Origin of the sequence: Streptomyces sp. NPDC058274 (assembly GCF_042881375.1) — a bacterium.
Lineage (GTDB): Bacteria > Actinomycetota > Actinomycetes > Streptomycetales > Streptomycetaceae > Streptomyces.
Genome location: NZ_JBHVXW010000006.1, coordinates 96,276 through 115,316, shown reverse-complemented (window position 1 = coordinate 115,316; position 19,041 = coordinate 96,276). Strand labels below are relative to the sequence as shown.

Here is a 19,041-nt window from a genome sequence, read left to right as displayed (position 1 = left end):
TTCGGCGGGGCGGACAAGAGGTACGGTCGCGCGGCGGGGATGTGGGGGTTATGGCCGCGTTCGGGGGCATGGTCGATGGTCGGCGTCCCCTTCGGTGCCGTACGGCTGCGCCTGGCGCGAGTCCCTCGACCGGGTCACGCGGCGCACCCCGCACGGCCGTACGCCCTCGCGCGGCCGACGGGATCCGGGCCCCCAGCCCGCGGTCGGCCTGAGTACGACCGAGAGACGCGTGACCGGAGGAACGACGAGATGACGGTGACCCTGGCGGACGTGGCGGCGCGCGCGCAGGTCTCGCCCGCGACCGTGTCGCGGGTGCTGAACGGGAACTACCCGGTGGCCGCGTCCACGCGGGAGCGGGTGCTGCAGGCCGTGGACGAGCTGGACTACGTGCTGAACGGGCCGGCGAGTTCGCTGGCCGCCGCCACCTCCGACCTGGTCGGGATCCTGGTCAACGACATCGCCGACCCCTTCTTCGGGATCATGGCGAGCGCGATCCAGTCGGAGATCGGCGGGCCCTTCGGGTCCGCCTCGCATCAGCAGCCCTCGAAGGTGATCGGGGGCGGACGCGCGGGCGGGGAGCGGCTCGCCGTCGTCTGCAACACGGGCGGCTCCCCGGAGCGCGAGCTCACCTACCTCACCCTCCTTCAGCGGCAGCGCGCCGCGGCGGTGGTGCTGACCGGCGGTGCCGTCGAGGACGCGGACCACGGGGCGGCGGTCGCGACGAAGCTGCGGAAGCTGGCCGAGGCCGGGACGCGGGTCGTGCTCTGCGGGCGGCCGCCGGTGCCCGAGGCGCCGGAGGCGATCGCGCTCACCTTCGACAACCGCGGGGGTGGGCAGCGGTTGACCGGGCATCTGATCGGGCTCGGCCACCGGCGCATCGGCTACATCACCGGGCCCGAGGAGCGGACCACCACGCGGCACCGGCTGGAGGGGCATCAGGACGCGCTCGCCGCGCACGGGGTCGAGGACGATCCGAAGCGTACGGTGCACGGGAGCTACGACCGTCGGTCCGGGTACGAGGCCACGCTCGAACTCCTGCGCAGGGATCCGTCGTTGACGGCTGTCGTCGCCGCGAACGACACGGTGGCCCTCGGAGCGTGTGCGGCTCTTCGTGACGCGGGGCTCGACATCCCCGGGGACGTCTCCGTGGCCGGCTTCGACGACCTTCCCTTCAGCATCGACGTGGTGCCCGCGCTCACTACCGTGCGGTTGCCTCTTGCCGAGGCGGGGGCGTGGGCCGGGCGGCTCGCCATGGGCCGGGAGGAACCGCCGCCGGGCGGGATCGCCGTGGTCCCGGCCGACCTGACGCTCCGCGCGTCCACCGCTGCGCCGCGTTCCTGAACGGGGGTTTCCTTACGGTCCGTTGGGCCCGGCGCCATGGGGAACGGCGGTTTCCTTACGGCCCGTTGAGCCCGACGCCCATGGGGTGCCGCCCGGGTGGGCCCGCTCCCCTGCCTGCATGGGCACCCGGCGGGAATGCCTGTGCGGGTAGGGTGCGCCGATGTCATCGGTCAAGCAGTTCCAAGTCACCTTCGACTGCGCGGAACCCGAGCGTCTCGCTCGCTTCTGGTGCGAGGTGCTGGGGTACGTCGTACCGCCGCCACCGGAGGGGTTCGCCACCTGGGCGGACTTCAAGCATTCGCTGCCACCGGAGCGGCAGGACGCATGGTTCGCCTGCATCGATCCCTCAGGCGTGGGCCCGCGACTGTACTTCCAGCGCGTCCCCGAAGGGAAAGCCGCCAAGAACCGGCTGCATCTTGACGTGCGGGTCGGCACCGGACTCGTGGGGGAAGAGCGCCTCGCCGCTCTTGAGGCCGAGTGCGCACGACTGGTCCCGCTCGGCGCGGTACACGTACGAACGCTGTATGACGGCAATGACGCGTGCATCCCGATGCAGGACATCGAGGGCAACGAGTTCTGTATCGACTAGCCCCCTTGAACCACCGGCACCGGACGCCACCCTGGACGCCGCCCCCGGGCGAGTCGTACGCTCGAACCGATATCTCTGACTGAGTCAACCATCCAGCGCGACGCCGGACCGGGCCACGGCCCTCGGACCGACCCGGACCGACCCGGAGTCGCCCGGACCGACCCGCAGCCCCAGGAGCCCGTCCGAACCCGCAGCGCGAGGTACCCATGACCGTGCAGGACATCCGCTCGTTCAACCGCTTCTACACGAACGTCATCGGCGCGCTGGACTACGGCCGCCACCTCTACGCCCCGTACACGCTCACGGAGTCCCGCGTGCTGTACGAGCTCGCGCACGCGCCGCGGACGGACGCCGCGGATCTGCGGGCCGAACTCTCGCTGGACGCGGGCTACTTGAGCCGTATCCTCGCCAAGTTCGAGCGGGACGGCCTGATCGAGCGGACCCGGTCCACGCGCGACCCGCGCCGCCGCAGCGTCACGCTCACCGCGCGCGGGCGGGACGCGGCCGACCTGCTGGACGAGCGCTCGCGGGAATCGGTCGGCTCGCTGCTGGCCACCGTCCCGGCACGCGACCGCCCCCGCCTCGCGGAGGCGATGCGCACCATCCGCACGATCCTGGCGGACCGCCGCGCCCCGCGCCGCGAGGACGTGGTGCTGCGCGAGCCGGGCCCGGGCGACCTGGGCTGGATCGTGCAGCGCAACGCCGCGGTGTACGCAGCGGAGCACGGCTGGAACGCGGACTACGAAGGCCTGGTGGCCCGGATCGTCGCGGACTTCGCGGAGGACCACGACCCGCATCTGGAGCGGGTGTGGATCGCGGAGGCCGACGGCGCGGCGGTGGGGTGCGTGATGTGTGTACGGGACGAGGCACCCGGCGCGGCCCGGCTGCGGCTCCTCCTGGTCGACCCGGCCGCGCGGGGGCTGGGGGTCGGCGACCGGCTGGTGCGGGCGTGCGTCGACTTCGCCCGCGGCGTCGGCTACCGGGAACTGCTCCTGTGGACGAACGACGTACTGAGCGCGGCCCGCCATATCTACCAGCGCCAGGGGTTCGTCCTGGTGGCCGAGAAGCCCCACCGTTCCTTCGGGGTGGATCTGATCGGTCAGGACTGGCGTCTGGATCTGCACGGCACCGCGCAGTGACGGTCATGGACCGGCGCGGGGCGGGTAGGGTCCGGCCATGCTGTGCTGTCCCGCGGAGCCCGCTGCCCGGGGGCACTGTGTCCGAGTGACGCGGTCCCTCCGCGCCGCCGTGCGACGGGATCCGTGGGACGCAGTCCCCCCATGCCGCCGTGCGGCGGGCCGGTCCTGCGGCCGGACTGCCGCCGGCTCCCCGCCGGGCCACCGCGCCCGGCACTCCGTAGCGAGGTGCGATTCGTGAAACTGGCCTTTTCCACCCTCGGCGTTCCCGGCCTCCCCATCTCCGACGTCCTGGAGCTCGCCTCGGCGCACGGCTACCACGGTGTGGAGCTGCGCGCCCACCCGGAGGAACCGGTGCACCCGGGAATCGGGCTCGCGGAACGGGCCGAGGTGGCGGCCCGGTTCAAGGAGTCCGGCATCGAACTCCTCGGGCTCGCGGGATACGCGCGGGTCGCGGCGCCGGGCGACGACGACGCCGTACTGGCGGAGATCCGCGACCTCCTGGAACTGGCCCGCGACCTGGGCGCGCCCTTCGTCCGTGTCTTCCCCGGCGGGGATCCCGGGCGGAGCCCGGAGGAGGCGGACGCGACGGCAGCGCGGCGGCTCGGCACGGCCGCGGAGATCGCGGCCGGGCTCGGCGTCCGCATCCTGCTGGAGACCCATGACTCCCACCGCACCGGCGCCGACGCGATCCGCGTGCTCGGCCCGGTCGGCCATCGCCAGGTGGGTGCCCTCTGGGACATCATGCACACCTGGCTGGGCGGCGAGCAGCCGTCCGCCACGTTCGCCGCGCTGTCCCCGCACCTCGGCTACGTCCAGGTCAAGGACATCGCGTCCGCCGAGGACACGACGCCCCTGCCCCTGGGCGCGGGCGTCCTCCCGCTCACCGAATGCGTCGAACTCCTCTCCCGCGAGGGCTGGGACGGCTGGCTGTGCTGGGAGTACGAGAAGCGCTGGTACGAGGCGGCGCCCCCGCTGGAGGGGCTGCTCACCCCGGGCCACGACCACCTCGCCCGGCTCCTGAACGAGTCGGCGTAACCCCGCCGCCCCGAACCTCGTAGCCCCGCCCGGCTCCTGAACGAGTCGACGTAGCCCGCCCGGCGCCACCGGCACGACAGCAGCCGGGCCTCCCGGCGCCGCCGGCACGACTCCGGCCGGCCCGCCCGGCGCCACCGGCACCACTCCGGCCGGCCCGCCCGGCGCCGGAAGCTACGCGGATGCCGTCCGGTCGCCCGTCGACCGGGCGGGCCGGGCGGTCCCGCGCGCCAGGGCCGCGGACACCCGCGTCTCGAGCCGGGTCCGGCAGTCGGGCCACTCGTCCGCGGTGACGGAGAAGATGGCGGAATCGCGCAGCCGGCCGTCCTCGCCCGGGGCCCAGGAGCGGGACCAGTTGCGCAGGACGCCTTCGCAGCGGGCGCCCAGGGCTTCGATCGCGGCGCGGGAGCGGGCGTTGCGGGCGTCCGTCTTCAGGTCGACGCGGGCCACGCCCCAGTTCTCGAACGCGTGGCGGAGCAGCAGCAGTTTGGACTCGGCGTTGAGCCCGGTGCCCTGCGCCGAGCGCGCGAGCCAGGTGAAGCCGATCTCGATCGCGGACAGTTCGTCCTCCGCGATCCACGACCGGGGCTCCCAGTAGGCCGTGACCCCGACGGCCCGTCCCGAGGCCCGCTCCACCTGTGCGTACGGGGCGAGTTGGCCCGTCGCGGCCCGGGCGAGCTGCACGTCGATGTACGCAGGGACCTCGGCGGCCCTGGGCACCCAGGTGAAGTCGTACGATCCGCGGTCCTCCTCCGCCGCCACCGCCAGGTCGGCCGTATGCCGGCCCGCCAGCGGCTCCAGGCGCACCAGCGCACCTTCGAGAACCGGCCCCTCAAGCTTGAACCCCACTGTGTCGTGCCCCTTCGCCGCCTGGGGAGTCGGCCTCCCGGGCGGCCATTGTCGAAGACGCGCTCCGCCGTGTCATGCGAATTCCGGAGAGGCGGGAGCCGTCCGGCAGTGACGTCAGCGTCACCCCGCCCACCAGCAGCGCGGCCGCGGCCCAGCGCAGCGGGCTGATCGACTCGCCGAGGAACAGCGCGGCGGAGGACATCCCGAAGACCGGGACCAGGAGGGAGAAGGGCGCCACCGTGGACGCGGGGTGGTGGTGCAGCAGCCGGCCCCAGGCGCCGAAGCCGAAGACGGTGGTGATCCAGGCGACGTAGACGATGACGCCGGCCCCCTGCCAGTCCAGGGAGCGCAGCGCCGCCAGATCCCGGTCGGGGCCCTCGGTCAGCAGGGACAGGAACAGCAGCGGGAGTACGGGCACGGTGCTGACCCACACCATGAAGTTCAGCGCGTCCGGCGGGGACGCCTTGCGGGTGAGGACGTTGGACAGGCCCCAGCAGGCCGCCGCCGCGATGACCAGGGCGAAGGCGCCGAGCGGGCCGCCCGCGCCCTCGTCCACGGCCGCCAGGCCAACCCCGCACAGTGCGACCGCCATGCCCCGGACGCGTACGCGGGAGGGGCGTTCGCCCAGCGCGGCGAAGGCGAACAGGGCCGTGAAGACCGCCTGGATCTGCAGGACCAGTGAGGACAGACCGGCGGGCATGCCGGCGTCCATCCCGATGAAGAGCAGGCCGAACTTCGCGACGCCGAGCACCAGGCCCACCGCGACGATCCACTTCCAGGCCACCTTGGGGCGGCCGACGAAGAAGACCGCGGGCAGGGCGGCGACCAGGAAGCGCAGGGCGGAGAAGAGCAGGGGCGGGAAGTGGGCGAGGCCGATCTCGATGACGGTGAAGTTCACGCCCCAGACGGCGGCGACGAGGACGGCGAGGGTGAGGTGTGCGGGACGCATGCGATCGAGCATCCGGGAGCGGAACGTGTAGCACCAGCGCGGATTACTGCATGGATGGATGTAGTGCTGCTTACGTATGGTGGGGTGCCCGTCTGCTCCGGAGGCTCCCGTGCTCGATCTCCAGCGTCTGCGCGCCCTGCACGCCGTATCCGTCCACGGCACGGTCGGGGCGGCGGCCGCCGCGCTCGGCTACACACCGTCCGCCGTGTCCCAGCAGATCGCCAAGCTGGAACGGCAGACGAGGACCGTCCTCCTCGAACGCCAGGGGCGTGGGGTCCGGCTCACCGAGCAGGCCGAGCAACTCGCGGCCACAGCACAGCAGTTGCTCGCCCTCGTCGAGCGTGCCGAGACCGACCTGGAGGAGCGGCGCGGGCTGCCCGCGGGGCGGCTGACCGTGGCCGCGTTCGCGTCGGCCGCACGCGGGCTGCTGCCCGGCGTGCTCGCCGACCTGGCGCGACGTCACCCTCTGCTGGACACCCGGCTCACCGAGGTCGACCCGCATCTCTCCGTCGACCTGGTCGCCAAGGGAGCGGTCGACGTGGCGGTCGCGCACGACTGGGACATCGCCCGGCTTCCGGCTCCGCCCGGGGTCGAACAGGCCGTCATCGGGGACGATTTGTGCGATCTGCTGGTGCCTGCGGGGCATCCGTTCGCCGGCCGGGCCGCCGTGCGGCGGACCGACCTCAAGGGTGAGCGGTGGATCTGCCAGCCGCCGGGGCGGGTCTGCCACGACTGGCTGGTGCGGACGCTGCGGGCGGCGGGCTGCGAGCCGGACATCGTCCACCAGGCCGACGAGAACCCCACGCTGGTCGCGCTGGTCGGGGCGGGGCTCGGTATCGCGCTGATCCCCCGGCTGGGGCGGGGACCGCTGCCCGCGGGGGTGGTGCGGGTGGCTCTCGACCCCATGCCGGTACGGCGGTTGTACGCGCTGTGGCGTACGGGCGCCGCGCGGCGGCCCGCGATCGCGGAAACGGTCCGGACCCTTCAGGACCACTGGGCCGGGGTCTCGGCCGACGGGGCGGACGGAACCACGGCCGCGCAGGGGGCGGACTGAACCCACGGGGGCTTCACCCCCCGGAACGCACGGGCTCCACTCCCCGGAACGCACGGGCTCCACTCCCCCGGACCGGCGGGCCGAGCCGTGTCGCCCGTGGTTCACGGACCGTCGCCCACCGGGGTGGCCGCCGCCCACGCCCACCCCGCGCGTCACCCCCGTCACCCCCGTACCGACTTGTGCTCCGACGGCCGGTCGACGGAACCCGGACCCCCGCCGGTACGTCCAAGCGGGGAGCTGCCGGATGAGTCACCGCCGTGCGGTTGTCGGCCTCGCTGCTGGCTGCGATCGCTGACCTACCCTCTCCGCCGCCTGCGGCCGGCAGCAGGCCGTCACCGGCGCGCCCCCCTCCAACAGCGCCGGTGACGGCCCCTCCCCGGGTTACTGTGCACACCCTTGACTGGAAGAAACTTCCCGGATATTCGTGACTCCTCGGAAGTTTCCTTCATGAGGGAAGGAGCGCACGTGCGCGACTCCGGCACGGGAAGCACCGCAAGACCGTCCAGACGCACCGTCCTCACCGCCACGGCGGGCGTCACCGCCGCACTCGCCGCCGGTCCCGGCGCGTATGCCGCCACCGGCAGGGTCACCGGCCCGCACGACGACAGGAAGCTGCGCGGCCTCATCTCCCGTATGACGCTGGAGGAGAAGGTCGGCCAGCTCTTCGTGATGCGGGTGTACGGCCATTCGGCCACCGCGCCCGACCAGGCGGACATCGACGCCAACCTCAAGGAGATCGGCGTCAGGACAGCCGCCGAACTGGTCGCCAAGTACCGCGTCGGCGGCATCATCTACTTCGCCTGGGCGCACAACACCCGCGATCCGCACCAGATCGCGGCCCTGTCGAACGGCATCCAGAAGGCCTCCCTCGACCAGCCCCGCGGACTGCCGGTCCTGATCTCCACCGACCAGGAGCACGGGATAGTGGCACGCGTGGGCAAGCCCGCGACGCCCTTCCCGGGCGCGATGGCGCTCGGCGCCGGCGGCTCCCGGTCGGACGCCCGCACGGCCGGCCGCATCGGTGGCGCCGAACTGCACGCGCTCGGCATCCGCCAGGACTACGCGCCGGACGCCGACGTGAACGTCAACCCGGCCAACCCGGTCATCGGCGTACGGTCCTTCGGCGCCGACCCGGACGCGGTCGCCGGAATGGTCGCGGCCCAGGTGAAGGGCTATCAGGAGGCGGGCGTCGCGGCCACGTCCAAGCACTTCCCGGGGCACGGCGACACCGCCGTCGACAGCCACTTCGGCTTCCCGGTCATCGAGCACAGCCGCGAGCTGTGGACGAAGCTGGACGCCGCGCCGTTCCGGGCGGCCATCCGCGCCGGCATCGACTCGATCATGACCGCGCACATCATGGTCCCGGCGCTCGACCCCTCCGGCGACCCGGCCACGCTCTCCTCCCCGATCCTCACCGGCATCCTGCGCGGCGAACTCGGCTACGACGGGGTCGTGGTGACCGACTCGCTCGGCATGGAGGGCGTCCGCACGAAGTACGGCGACGACCGCGTCCCCGTACTCGCCCTGAAGGCGGGGGTCGACCAGCTCCTCAACCCGCCCTCGATCGACACCGCCTGGAACGCGGTCCTCCGGGCCGTGCGGGGCGGCGAACTGACCGAGGCCCGCCTCGACGAGTCGATCCTGCGCGTCCTGCGCCTCAAGGCGAAGCTGGGCCTGCTCAAGAACCCGTACGTCACCGACCGCGGCGTCGACCGCACGGTGGGCATCCCGGCGCACCTCAAGGCGGCCGACCGGATCGCGGACCGCACGACCACGCTGCTGGTCAACAAAGAAGGCCTGCTGCCGCTCTCCCGAAGCACCCGGAAGAACGTCCTCGTCGTGGGCGCCGACCCGGCCTCCCCGTCGGGCTCCGACGGTCCGCCGACCACCGTGCTCGCCGGCGCCCTCACCGGGCTCGGCTTCACGGCCACCGCCCTGTCCACCGGTACGGCGCCCTCGCAGGCGACCATCGACAAGGCGGTGGCGGCGGCGCAGGGCAAGGACGCGGTGGTGGTGGGCACGTACAACGTGTCGGCGACCAGCACCCAGAAGACCCTCGTCAGCCGGCTGATCGCGACCGGCGTCCCGGTGATCGCGGTCGCCATCCGCAACCCGTACGACGTGGCCCAGCTGCCGTCCGTCGGCGCCTGCCTGGCCGCGTACTCGTGGACGGACGTCGAACTGCGCGCGGCGGCGCGGGTGATCGCCGGGACCGTCGCCCCGAAGGGGAAACTGCCGGTGCCGGTGCAGCGGACGGACGACCCGACGCAGGTGCTGTATCCGATCGGGTACGGGCTGTCGTACTAGCCCCTACGCAGCGCTCCCCGGGCACCGCCCCCAACTGGCGCAATGCACCCGGTACGCCTGACGTGGCCCGCTGCGGCGGGTCACGCTGGGCGGGGTGCATCGGGGGGTTGCCATGCGGGTCCTACGTGCTGTGCCGGCGCCGCGTGCCGAGCCTGTCCCGCGTGGCGCGCTGGGTGGCGCGCCTGTCCCGCGTGGCGCGCTGGGTGCGCTGCGTGCCCTGCGTGCGCTGTCCGGCTGTGTGCTGGCCGTGGTGCTGCTCTGCGGATGCCAGTCGTCGGGCTCCGCGGGCTCCCCCGGCGCCGCGGGCAGCCCGCCCGACGAGGCGGCCGCATCGACGCGGCCCACCGGGTACGGGGCGGTGTTCCTCGCGATCCACGAGTGCAGTTCCTTCGGCACGACGAGTTTCACGGAGGTGCCCTGTACGAGTGAGCGGGCGGCGGCGCGCGTGGTCGCCCGTCATGAGGGCCAGGTGGCGCAGGGCCCGGTGTGCCCGGCGACCACCGACTTCGTCCTCCACATCAGCGAGACGAAGCCGGCCGCCGACGAGGACGGCGACGGGGCGGTCCCGCAGGGCTACGCCTGTATGCGCAACCTGGAGCCGCCGCATCCCGGGGACCCCGGTGGCGGCGGCGGGCCGCGCACCATCGTCGGCGACTGCGTCTACAGCTCCGGCAAGGGCCAGGTCAGGGAGACCGCCTGCGACGGCAAGGGCGGGAAACCCCCCGAGTACAAGGTGACTTCGGCGGTCGGCGAGCGGTCGCAGTGCCCGTCCGTCACGGTTCTGTACGTCCGGCTGGGCGGGAGCCGCTCGGTGGGCTGCGCCCGGCCCGTGTGACGCGCCGTCAGGACTCCGGGAGACGGGCCGTCGCGGTGGGCAGGGACACGTGCCCACCGCGACGGCCCGGAGCCCCGCCGGGGATTCCGGCGGGGCCGAACCGAGCGGTGCCTACGGGCGGAGCATCGGCTCGCGGTCCGGCTCCTGGCGGTCGAGCTTCGCGTCGTACCGGGCCAGCGGCTTGGCCGCCGCCGGGTCGGACTGGACCGCCGCCGAGGCGACTCCCGCCCAGTCCAGGATGCGGGCCGTGGCCAGCGCCTTCTGGTCCGGGACGAGGCCCGCGACATTGGCGCCGTGGTTCATCCCCGGTGCGGTGAAGACGTACGCGTCCCGCGCGCCCGGTCCGACCCGGAAGCGCTCGGCGCCCCACGGGTCGTTCTGGCCGTAGACGAAGACCGTGTGCCGGGCGTGGCTGCGGACCCAGGAGTCCACGTCCCGCATCACCCCGGGCTGGAACTTCATCGGGATGGAGCGCGGCACGAAGTTCCGCGGCGGCTGGTAGCCGTAGCGGATCAGCTTCTTCTCGATGTACGGGAAGTGCACGGTGGGCGCGCCCAGTTGGGTGCCCGCCTGGTAGTAGTACGGCGTGTACGTCGCCAGGCTCTGGTCGGTGTAGGCGGAGAACCCGGAGATCGTGTCGACGGAGTCCCAGATCGCGTCGTCGGTGGCGTGCGCGGCGTCGGCCGGCACATTCGCGCAGTCGGCGGGCTCGGCGTACTGCCAGAACCCCCAGACGTAGTCGAGGACGACCGCCTCGTACGCCTTGTCGAGACTGCCGACGGTGCTGAAGGTGTAGCCGTTCTCGGCCGCGTACGCCGCGTACTTCTTCTCCAGCGGTCCACGGCGTACCAGCGCCTCGCGCTGCACCGCGTTCAGCTTGTCGCGGCACTCCTTGGTGCCGACCTTCGTGAAGAAGCGGTCGTAGGCCGAGTCCTCGTCGTTCTTCACGTCGTTGGGGGCGACGTACGCCGCGACGCCGTCCATGTCGCGCGGGTAGAAGCGCTCGTAGTACGTGGCGGTCATGCCGCCCTTCGAGATGCCCGTCGCCAGCCAGTTCTGCCGGTAGACCGTCTTCAGGGCCTTGAAGATGCGGTGCTGGTCGCTGGCCGCCTGCCAGATGTCGAGCTTGGTCCAGTCGGCCGGCTCGGGCCGGGAGGGAGTGAAGAAGCGGTACTCCATCGAGACCTGGTTGCCGTCGACGATCTGGGTCGGCTCACGGCGGCTGGGAGCCGTGGAGACGCCGTAGCCGCTGGTGTAGAAGACCGTCGGGCGCGAGGTGTCCTTGTGCAGCACGGTGATGCGCTGCTGGAAGGTGCCCTTGGACGGGTGCCGGTGGTCGACCGGCTGGGTGTAGTTGAGGACGAAGAAGCGGTAACCCGGGTAGGGCTTCTCCTCGATCAGACTCATGCCCGGTATCGCGAGCAGCTGGTCCTTGATGTCCGTACTGGTGGTGCCGGTGGTGCCGGTGGCCTCCGGCTGGGCGGCGGTGGCCGCCCCGGCCGTGCTCAGTGTGCCTATGAGCACCGTGAGCGCCAGCAGCCATCTGAGCGCCTTGCGCATGCACCCTCCCCTGGAGTTACGCGGATGTCCGCCGGAACCTAGCGGAGCAACACCCGGCGCACCAGGGGAGGTTGGAGAAGTCTGTGAGACATGGCGTGGATCTGTCCGGTATCAGCGGGCCCGGATCGGCGCGCCCGGCGTGATCGGCCGGGGGTCGGGGGCGCGGTCAGCAGAGGATCCAGCCCGAGCTCACCGAGCCCGAGCCGACGGAGCCCCTGATCCAGACGCAGCGGTGTCCGGCGTGCACGGTGACGGGACCGGCGTGGTGCGTGTAGCGCCCCTTGTCGGTGACCGGGCGGCTGCCGCGCGCCTGCACGCTGACGGACATGGTCTTGCGCGCCCCCTGCTTCTTGGGGAAGGTCACCGCGCACACGTAACCGCTGCGCTTGTAGACGTGCACGGAGCCGGTGTCGAAGGGCAGCGTGCGGACCTTGCGGCCCGAGCAGTAGGAGGCCGCCTCCGCGCTGCCGGGGCCGGCGAGCACGAGCAGCCCGGACGCGGTCAGCACGGCCATGCCGAGCGCCACGCGTCGGCGTATCGCACCACTGTCCACTCTCGTCCCTCCCGCCGCGATCAGCGTACTGGTGTACGGACGCAGGACGTATGCCGGATGGTTGCGCCGTCGTAGACGCGGGGGTTTCGCGCGCTCTACGGCGCTTTCACCTTTTTGTCAGGTGATCAACCGGCCACGGAGACGATCGATCTCGGCCACCGCGGCATGGGAACCGACGGGCCTCCGGCCGCTCAGGCGGTGGATCCGACCGGCTCTCCCGGCTCGGCCGCCCCGACGAAGGTTCGCCACAACTCGGCGTACAGACCGCCCTGTTGGAGCAGCTCGTCGTGCGTGCCGTCCTCCGCGATCCGGCCGTGGTCCATCACCACGACCCGGTCGGCGCGGGCGGCGGTCGTCAGCCGGTGGGCGACCACCAGGGTCGTACGACGGCCTGCGATCCGGTCGGTCGCCTGGTTGACCAGGGCCTCCGTGCCCAGGTCGAGGGCGGCGGTGGCCTCGTCGAGAAGGAGGATGTCCGGGTCGACGAGCTCGGCGCGCGCCAGGGCGATCAACTGCCGCTGCCCGGCGGACAGATTGCGGCCGCGCTCGGCCACCTCGTGCAGATAGCCGCCGTCGAGGGTGGCGATCATGTCGTGCGCGCCGACCGCGCGGGCCGCCGCCTCCACCTCGGCGTCGGTCGCGTCCGGCCGGCCGTACGCGATGGCGTCCCGCACGGTGCCCTGGAAGAGGTACGCCTCCTGCGGCACGACACCCAGCCGGTGCCGGTACGAGGTGAGGTCGAGGGAGCGCAGGTCGGTGCCGTCGACCGTGACGCGCCCGCCCGTCGGGTCGTAGAAGCGCGCGACCAGCTTCACGAGGGTCGACTTGCCCGCGCCGGTCTCGCCGACGAAGGCGACGGTCTGGCCGGCGGGGATCCGCAGGTCCACCCCGCTGATCGCCTCCTCGTCACTGCCGTACGCGAAGTCGACGGCCTCGAAGGCGATCTCGCCCCGCAGCGAGAGCACGTCGAGCGGCTCGTCCGCGGCCTTCGTCGACGTCGGTTCCTGGAGCAGTTCCTGGATCCGGCCCAGCGACACGGTCGCCTGCTGGTAGCCGTCGAAGACCTGGGAGAGCTGCTGCACGGGCGCGAAGAACAGGTCGATGTAGAGGAGATACGCGACCAGCGCGCCGGTGGTGAGCGTGCCGGCGTCGACCCGGTGCGCGCCCACGATCAGGACGGCGGCCGCGGCCACCGACGACAGCAGCTGCACGAAGGGGAAGTAGACCGAGATCAGCCACTGCCCCCGGATGCGCGCCCGGCGGTAGCTGTCGCTGCCCTCCGTGAACCGCCGGCTGCCCGCGCTCTCCCGCCGGAAGGCCTGCAGGATCCGCAGTCCGGACACCGACTCCTGGAGGTCGGCGTTGACCAACGAGACGCGCTCGCGGGCGAGTTCGTACGCCTTCACGCTCGCCCGGCGGAAGAAGAAGGTGCCGATGATCAGCGGCGGCAGGGTCACGAACACGACCAGTGCCAGCTGCACGTCGATCACCAGCAGCGCGACCATGATGCCGAAGAAGGTGACGACGGAGACGAAGGCGGTGACCAGGCCGGTCTGCAGGAAGGTGGACAGGGCATCCACGTCCGTGGTCATCCGGGTCATGATCCGCCCGGTCAACTCCCGCTCGTAGTAGTCGAGTCCGAGCCGCTGGAGCTGCGCGAAGATCTTCAGCCGGAGCGAGTACAGGACCCGCTCGCCGGTGCGTCCGGTCATCCGGGTCTCGCCGATCTGCGCCGTCCACTGGACGAGCACGGTGATCAGCGCGAGCACGGCCGCGGCCCACACGGCGCCGAGGGCGAGCCGGGAGACACCCTGGTCGATGCCGTGCCGGATCAGCACGGGCAGCAGCAGGCTCATGCCCGCGTCGACGGCGACGAGCCCGAGGCTGATGAGCAGCGGCCTGCCGAAGCCGCGCAACAGCCGCTTCAGCCCGTACGACTCCTCGGGCGTGACCGCGCGGGCCTCGTCGATGCCGGGGGTGTCGGTGGCCGGGGGCAGCGCCTCGACCTGGGCGAGGAGCCCGGGGGTGGCGGGCATCCCGGCGAGCGCGTTGTCCTTGGGCTCGCGGTCGCCGGTCCACAGGTGGGGGGTGACCCCGCGCTCGGCGTCGAACTCGGCGTCCAGCTCGTCTCGTACGGAGGTGTCCTCCTGCGGCTCGGCGGGCCGGGCGTGGCCGGGCGAGACGCCGCCCAGCTCGTCCGGGTCGGTGAGCAGCCGCCGGTACAGCGGAGAGCGTTCCTGGAGTTCGTCGTGCGTGCCGATGTCCGCGAGCCGCCCGTCTTCGAGGACGGCGATGCGGTCGGCGAGGTTCAGGGTGGAGCGGCGGTGCGCGATGAGGAGGGTGGTGCGGCCCTCCATGACCTGGGCGAGGGCCTCGTGGATCTCGTGCTCGACCCGGGCGTCGACGGCGGAGGTGGCGTCGTCGAGGACGAGCAGGCGGGGGTCGGTGAGGAGGGCGCGGGCGAGGGCGACGCGCTGGCGCTGGCCGCCGGAGAGGGTCAGTCCGTGTTCGCCGACCTTGGTGTCGTAACCGCCGGGCAGTTCGGCGATGAAGCGGTGGGCCTGGGCGGCGCGGGCGGCGGCCTCGACCTCCTCGTCGCTCGCCTCCGGACGGCCGTACGCGATGTTGGCGCGCACGGTGTCGGAGAAGAGGAAGGAGTCCTCGGGGACCAGCCCGATCGCGGCGCGCAGGGACTCGGTCGTCAGCTCGCGGACGTCGTGGCCGCCGATGAGGACGGCGCCGTGCGTCACGTCGTAGAAGCGGGGCAGCAGGAGCGAGACCGTCGACTTGCCGGAGCCGGAGGAGCCGACGACGGCGAGGGTCTCGCCCGGCCGGATCTCGAAGCTCAGCCCGTCCAGGACCGGCCGCCCGTCCTCGTATCCGAAGGACACGTCGTCGAATTCGACGGTCGCGGGCGCGTCGGCCGGCAGGGCCTTCGTGCCGTCCTCGATGGACGGCCGGGTGTCGATGAGCTCCAGGACGCGCTCCGCGCCGGCCCGGGCCTGCTGTCCGACGGTGAGGACGACGGCGAGCATCCGGACGGGTCCGACGAGCTGGGCGAGGTACGACGAGAAGGCGACGAAGGTGCCCAGCGTGATCTGTCCGCGGACCGCGAGCCAGCCGCCGAGCGCGAGCATGGCGACCTGGCCGAGGGCGGGCACGGCCTGGAGGGCGGGGGTGTACTTGGCGTTCAGCCGGATGGTGCGCAGCCGCCCGGCGAAGAGCCGGCGCCCGACCTCCCGCAGCTTCCCGGTCTCCTGGTCCTCCTGTCCGAAGCCCTTCACCACGCGGACGCCGCTGACGGCGCCGTCCACCACTCCGGCGACGGCGGCGGCCTGCGCCTGCGCGTACCAGGTGGCGGGGTGCAGCTTGGAGCGGCTGCGCTTGGCGACGAACCACAGGGCGGGGGCGACGGCGAGCGCGACCAGGGTGAGCGGCAGGGAGAGCGCGGCCATGATCCCGAGCGAGATCAGGAAGAGCAGGACGTTGCCGATGGTCATCGGCAGCATGAAGAGCAGGCCCTGGATCAGCTGGAGGTCGCTGGTCGCCCGGCCCACGACCTGACCGGTGGAGAGCTCGTCCTGGCGCCGGCCGTCGAGCCGGGTGATCGTCCGGTACATGTCGGTGCGCAGGTCGTGCTGGACGTGCAGGGCGAGCCGGCCGCCGTAGTAGCGGCGGATATAGGCGCTGACGTAGACGAGGACCGCGGCGCCGATCAGCGCGCCCGCCCAGGGCGCCATACCCCTGCTGTGGTCCCCCACGACGTCGTCGATGATCACCTTGGTGACCAGCGGGACCAGGGCCATGACGGCCATGCCGCCCAGCGAGGCGCCGAGCGCGAGCACGACGTCCTTCGGGTACCGCCACGCGTACCCGGCCAGCCGCCGTGCCCAGCCGCTCTTCTCCCCCTGCTGCCCTGTCACGCCCGGTGCCTTCCTTAGATCTTCACTCCGCCGGATTGCACCAACGTCCGGCGGAGCGGATTTCATCCCTCCGCAACAATCGCGCCCTCGCGGGGCGGCCGTAGCGCAGGGTTGAGCTGCGCCTGCTTGAGCTTGAGCTGCGCCTGCTTGAGCTTGAGCTGGGCGCTCAGTGAAGGACAGTTCACGAGACGGGCGTCGCGTCAGCCCCCGGCGGGGACCGACACGAACGCCTCCTGCGGGGTGGCCGTCGGCGTGTACCGCTGCGCACTGGCGGTGACCGGCACCAGGTCCTTGTGGATGGCCTTCGCCACGCCCTGGATGGTGGTCACCCCGTAGTTCATGGTGCTGTTGCCGTGGGTGAGCACGGAGATGGTGTAGTCGTGGCCGCCGCCGTTGAACGTACCGACGCTGTGCACGCGCCAGCCGTGCGTGGAGCGCGACAGCCAGCCGTTCTTGACGTGCACGGAGACGGCGGACGGCGCCCCGGCGGGCGTACCCCAGCGCTGCGAGGAGATGACCTTGTTCATCAGCTTCAGGATGTACGCGCGGGAGTTGTCGCTCAGCACGGAGTTCTTGGCGGTGACGAGGCCGAGCAGCTTCTGCTCGTCGCGGACGGTGATCTGGGTGAGACCCCAGTAGCCGTCGGCGCCGGGCTTGGTCTGGGTCATCCCGGCGGCCGTCAGGAAGCCCTTCACCTTCGTGACCCCGAGCTGCCGCCACAGCGTGCTCGTCGCGTCGTTGTCCGACTTGGTGATCATGGCGGTGGCGAGGTCGCTCTCCCGCTGGGTGAGCAGCCGGTTGTGCTTCTTGGCGTCCCACAGCAGCGTGGCGAGGACGGTCACCTTGACGACACTGGCGGAGTCGAAGGCCGTGCTGCTCCGCAGGGTGCAGGTGGTGTTGGTCGTACGGTCGTGCAGCCCGACGGCGATGGTGCCCGAGCGGTTGGCGAGCGCCGCGGTGATGTCCCGCTGCAGCTTGGCGGCGAGGCCCGCCTTGTCCGACGTGCAGCTGACCTGCGCCGCGGCGGTGGCCGCCGCGGTGGCCGAGGCCGGCGTCGCGCCGGTGGCCGATGCCGGCGCCGCGGCCGCGACGAGCGGCACGACGAGGCCGGCGCCGAGCCCGGCCGCGAGCACACGGGCACGCCGGGATATCCGGTGAGTCATGAAGGCTTCCCATCCCCTTGAAGCGATACGAGCGCGCCCCCGGCACGCTCGCATCCTTGACTCACAGGATGGTGCGAATGGTTGTACGAGAGGTCACACAAACGTGTGAGGTCTGCAACAGCCTTGCGGGGACTGGGGGGTGGGGGTGTGAGGTCGGCGACATGGGGGTGGGGGACGGGGGCGTCGGGGTGGGGGTGGGGGTGGGGGGTCGGCGACAGCGGGCGTCACCCTGCCTGACTCCGTCGGGAAACGACTCCCGGGGCCACTCCGGTATCTCGACCAAGCGCAGGTCGGGCGTTGACCAGTCAGCAACCCGTCGACCCGCCGGATCAGGAGGGGAAGCCCTACCGCTCCCCGTCCTTTCGCAGCCAATCAGCGAGAGGCTCCTGCGCCGGCGGTCTCAGGATGAACTTACCCTTCCTCTCGCCGAAGCCAGTCCAGGAAACAGGAAACCCGTTCTCCTACCCGGTAGTTGTCGTCATCGTCGATGCAGGAACGTCGATGAGCCCCACCCGCGACAGCCCCGCGTCCACGATGACGCCCCCGCAGAAAGCCGCTACGACCTCGCCCTCGATAATTCAGCCCACCAGGCTCAGGTCAGCCTGTTTTCCCTTCACCATTGACCACTGACTCATCACCATTCGTGGCTACGAATGAGAGCGTCACGCCTCGGAGCTCGCATAGTCGCCGATAGCCACGTCAAAGAGAATAGAACGCCAAAACCCGGGGTCATCCTCCAAGGTCGGCGGATCGACTTCTGCGATCAGCGTGACCAACAGGCCGGTAAGTTCCTCCAGAAATTCTGGATCAACTTCGTCCGCAGAGCGAGCGACCTCACCTTCGAAGAGGATCAGACATTTCGAAAAGTTCCGCAGCGAGAAATTCACGAAGAAGGGTCCCCGATCGCCCACACCGATCGCAATTCTCGGACCGCATTCGGCTCCGCGTTACGTGCTCAGGAAATTCGATGTCTTCGGCCAGGCGGCCAGGCGGCACTGGCCAGCCCATCAAGCAGACCAACCTCACCCGCACCTTCCAGGCCTTGCTCCGCCAGGCCGGACTCCGCCACATCCGCTTCCACGACCTTCGACACTCCACCGCCACCCTTCTCCTGGGAACGAGGCGTCGAACTCGTCGTAATCAAGGAACTCCTCGGCCATGCCCACATCGGCGTCACCGCTACCGTCTACGCCCACGTCCGACTCCGCCTCCAGCGTGACGCCATCGACACCCTCGGCACCACCCTAGACGGCCCGACCGGTGCCGAGGCAGCCAGGATCGTCAGCGATGAACCGCCACCCGGCCCTGCTCCCGTCCGTTGACGTTGCCGTCAACTACTGCCGTCACACCACGCAGAAGCCCCGCCAGGAGTCACTTGGCGGGGCTTCTGTTTGCTCGTGTTACGGCGTGATCGGCGCTCTACTTCCGCGTCCAGGCGACGCTTTGTGGCAGCACGCCGTCCTCCCATAGCCGGTCGAGCCTAGCGAAGAGCCTGGGCAGGCTCGTGTCGAACTGATCCCACGCTGCCGGGTCCAACTCCCGCCACGGATCCGAGATGATCAGACCGGGTGGCAGAGGACCGGTTGAGCCAGACATCTTGCGGCAAGCAGCACACCACGTGTAGCTGATCACAGCGGGACGATTCGCGTGTTGTGTATTTCTGAGGTAGGTGCGAACCGAGACCTCTCCGCACGAAGGGCAAAGCCACTCTGACTGGTCTCGGAGGAAATTCCGCTCTCTCCCGAGA

The 19,041-nt window shown here is 71.5% G+C and carries 15 protein-coding genes and 1 pseudogene; 8 read left to right on the top strand and 8 right to left on the bottom strand.

The window, feature by feature from the left end; translation table 11 throughout:
* Nucleotides 1–249 precede the first annotated feature (249 nt).
* The 4 genes from ACFVYF_RS14725 (at nt 250) to ACFVYF_RS14710 (ending at nt 4,104) form a co-directional block, all read left to right on the top strand.
* On the top strand, nt 250–1,341 hold the full coding sequence (locus ACFVYF_RS14725; RefSeq protein ID WP_389455578.1) for a LacI family DNA-binding transcriptional regulator: 1,092 nt from the start codon (nt 250–252) through the stop codon (nt 1,339–1,341).
* A 160-nt stretch (nt 1,342–1,501) separates the two neighbouring features.
* Nucleotides 1,502–1,930, top strand: a complete 429-nt coding sequence (locus tag ACFVYF_RS14720) for a VOC family protein (RefSeq protein ID WP_389455577.1) — start codon at nt 1,502–1,504, stop codon at nt 1,928–1,930.
* A gap of 206 nt (nt 1,931–2,136) precedes the next feature.
* Complete coding sequence (locus ACFVYF_RS14715; RefSeq protein ID WP_389455576.1) at nt 2,137–3,069, top strand: GNAT family N-acetyltransferase; 933 nt, start codon at nt 2,137–2,139, stop codon at nt 3,067–3,069.
* A gap of 234 nt (nt 3,070–3,303) precedes the next feature.
* Nucleotides 3,304–4,104, top strand: coding sequence for a sugar phosphate isomerase/epimerase family protein (locus ACFVYF_RS14710; RefSeq protein WP_389455575.1), 801 nt, complete (start codon nt 3,304–3,306; stop codon nt 4,102–4,104).
* 171 nt (nt 4,105–4,275) lie between these two features.
* On the opposite strand, the gene ACFVYF_RS14705 is transcribed toward ACFVYF_RS14710, so the two are convergent.
* Both ACFVYF_RS14705 and ACFVYF_RS14700 read right to left on the bottom strand, forming a co-directional pair.
* Entirely contained in the window at nt 4,276–4,950 is a 675-nt protein-coding gene (locus tag ACFVYF_RS14705) for a GNAT family N-acetyltransferase (protein ID WP_389455574.1), read from the bottom strand.
* Complete coding sequence (locus ACFVYF_RS14700; RefSeq protein WP_389455573.1) at nt 4,934–5,899, bottom strand: EamA family transporter; 966 nt, start codon at nt 5,897–5,899, stop codon at nt 4,934–4,936. Before ACFVYF_RS14700 ends, ACFVYF_RS14705 begins: the two co-directional genes overlap by 17 nt.
* A gap of 109 nt (nt 5,900–6,008) precedes the next feature.
* On the opposite strand from ACFVYF_RS14700, the gene ACFVYF_RS14695 reads away from it, so the two are divergent.
* The 3 genes from ACFVYF_RS14695 (at nt 6,009) to ACFVYF_RS14685 (ending at nt 10,095) form a co-directional block, all read left to right on the top strand.
* Nucleotides 6,009–6,953: a LysR family transcriptional regulator gene (locus tag ACFVYF_RS14695; protein WP_389455572.1), complete on the top strand. Its 945-nt coding sequence runs from the start codon at nt 6,009–6,011 to the stop codon at nt 6,951–6,953.
* A 447-nt stretch (nt 6,954–7,400) separates the two neighbouring features.
* On the top strand, nt 7,401–9,260 hold the full coding sequence (locus ACFVYF_RS14690; protein ID WP_389455571.1) for a glycoside hydrolase family 3 protein: 1,860 nt from the start codon (nt 7,401–7,403) through the stop codon (nt 9,258–9,260).
* A gap of 112 nt (nt 9,261–9,372) precedes the next feature.
* The gene (locus tag ACFVYF_RS14685; protein WP_389455570.1) at nt 9,373–10,095 is read left to right on the top strand and encodes a hypothetical protein; all 723 of its coding nucleotides are present in this window, start codon (nt 9,373–9,375) and stop codon (nt 10,093–10,095) included.
* A gap of 111 nt (nt 10,096–10,206) precedes the next feature.
* Here ACFVYF_RS14685 and ACFVYF_RS14680 read toward each other — a convergent pair whose 3' ends face one another.
* The 6 genes from ACFVYF_RS14680 to ACFVYF_RS14655 form a co-directional block, all read right to left on the bottom strand.
* Nucleotides 10,207–11,655: a S28 family serine protease gene (locus ACFVYF_RS14680; RefSeq protein WP_389455569.1), complete on the bottom strand. Its 1,449-nt coding sequence runs from the start codon at nt 11,653–11,655 to the stop codon at nt 10,207–10,209.
* A 166-nt stretch (nt 11,656–11,821) separates the two neighbouring features.
* Nucleotides 11,822–12,208 carry a hypothetical protein gene (locus ACFVYF_RS14675; RefSeq protein ID WP_389455568.1) on the bottom strand — a complete coding sequence of 129 codons (387 nt, stop codon included), beginning with the start codon at nt 12,206–12,208 and terminating at the stop codon, nt 11,822–11,824.
* A gap of 191 nt (nt 12,209–12,399) precedes the next feature.
* Entirely contained in the window at nt 12,400–16,131 is a 3,732-nt protein-coding gene (locus ACFVYF_RS14670; RefSeq protein ID WP_389455567.1) for an ABC transporter ATP-binding protein, read from the bottom strand.
* Nucleotides 16,132–16,193: 62 nt separating this feature from the next.
* Complete coding sequence (locus tag ACFVYF_RS14665) at nt 16,194–16,316, bottom strand: hypothetical protein (RefSeq protein WP_389455566.1); 123 nt, start codon at nt 16,314–16,316, stop codon at nt 16,194–16,196.
* A 15-nt stretch (nt 16,317–16,331) separates the two neighbouring features.
* Nucleotides 16,332–17,294: a serine hydrolase gene (locus ACFVYF_RS14660; protein WP_389455565.1), complete on the bottom strand. Its 963-nt coding sequence runs from the start codon at nt 17,292–17,294 to the stop codon at nt 16,332–16,334.
* A 662-nt stretch (nt 17,295–17,956) separates the two neighbouring features.
* Complete coding sequence (locus ACFVYF_RS14655) at nt 17,957–18,181, bottom strand: hypothetical protein (protein ID WP_389455564.1); 225 nt, start codon at nt 18,179–18,181, stop codon at nt 17,957–17,959.
* A 110-nt stretch (nt 18,182–18,291) separates the two neighbouring features.
* Here ACFVYF_RS14655 and ACFVYF_RS14650 point away from each other — a divergent pair.
* A pseudogene (locus ACFVYF_RS14650) lies at nt 18,292–18,616 on the top strand (tyrosine-type recombinase/integrase); the annotation flags it as partial.
* Between the last annotated feature and the right edge of the window lie 425 nt (nt 18,617–19,041).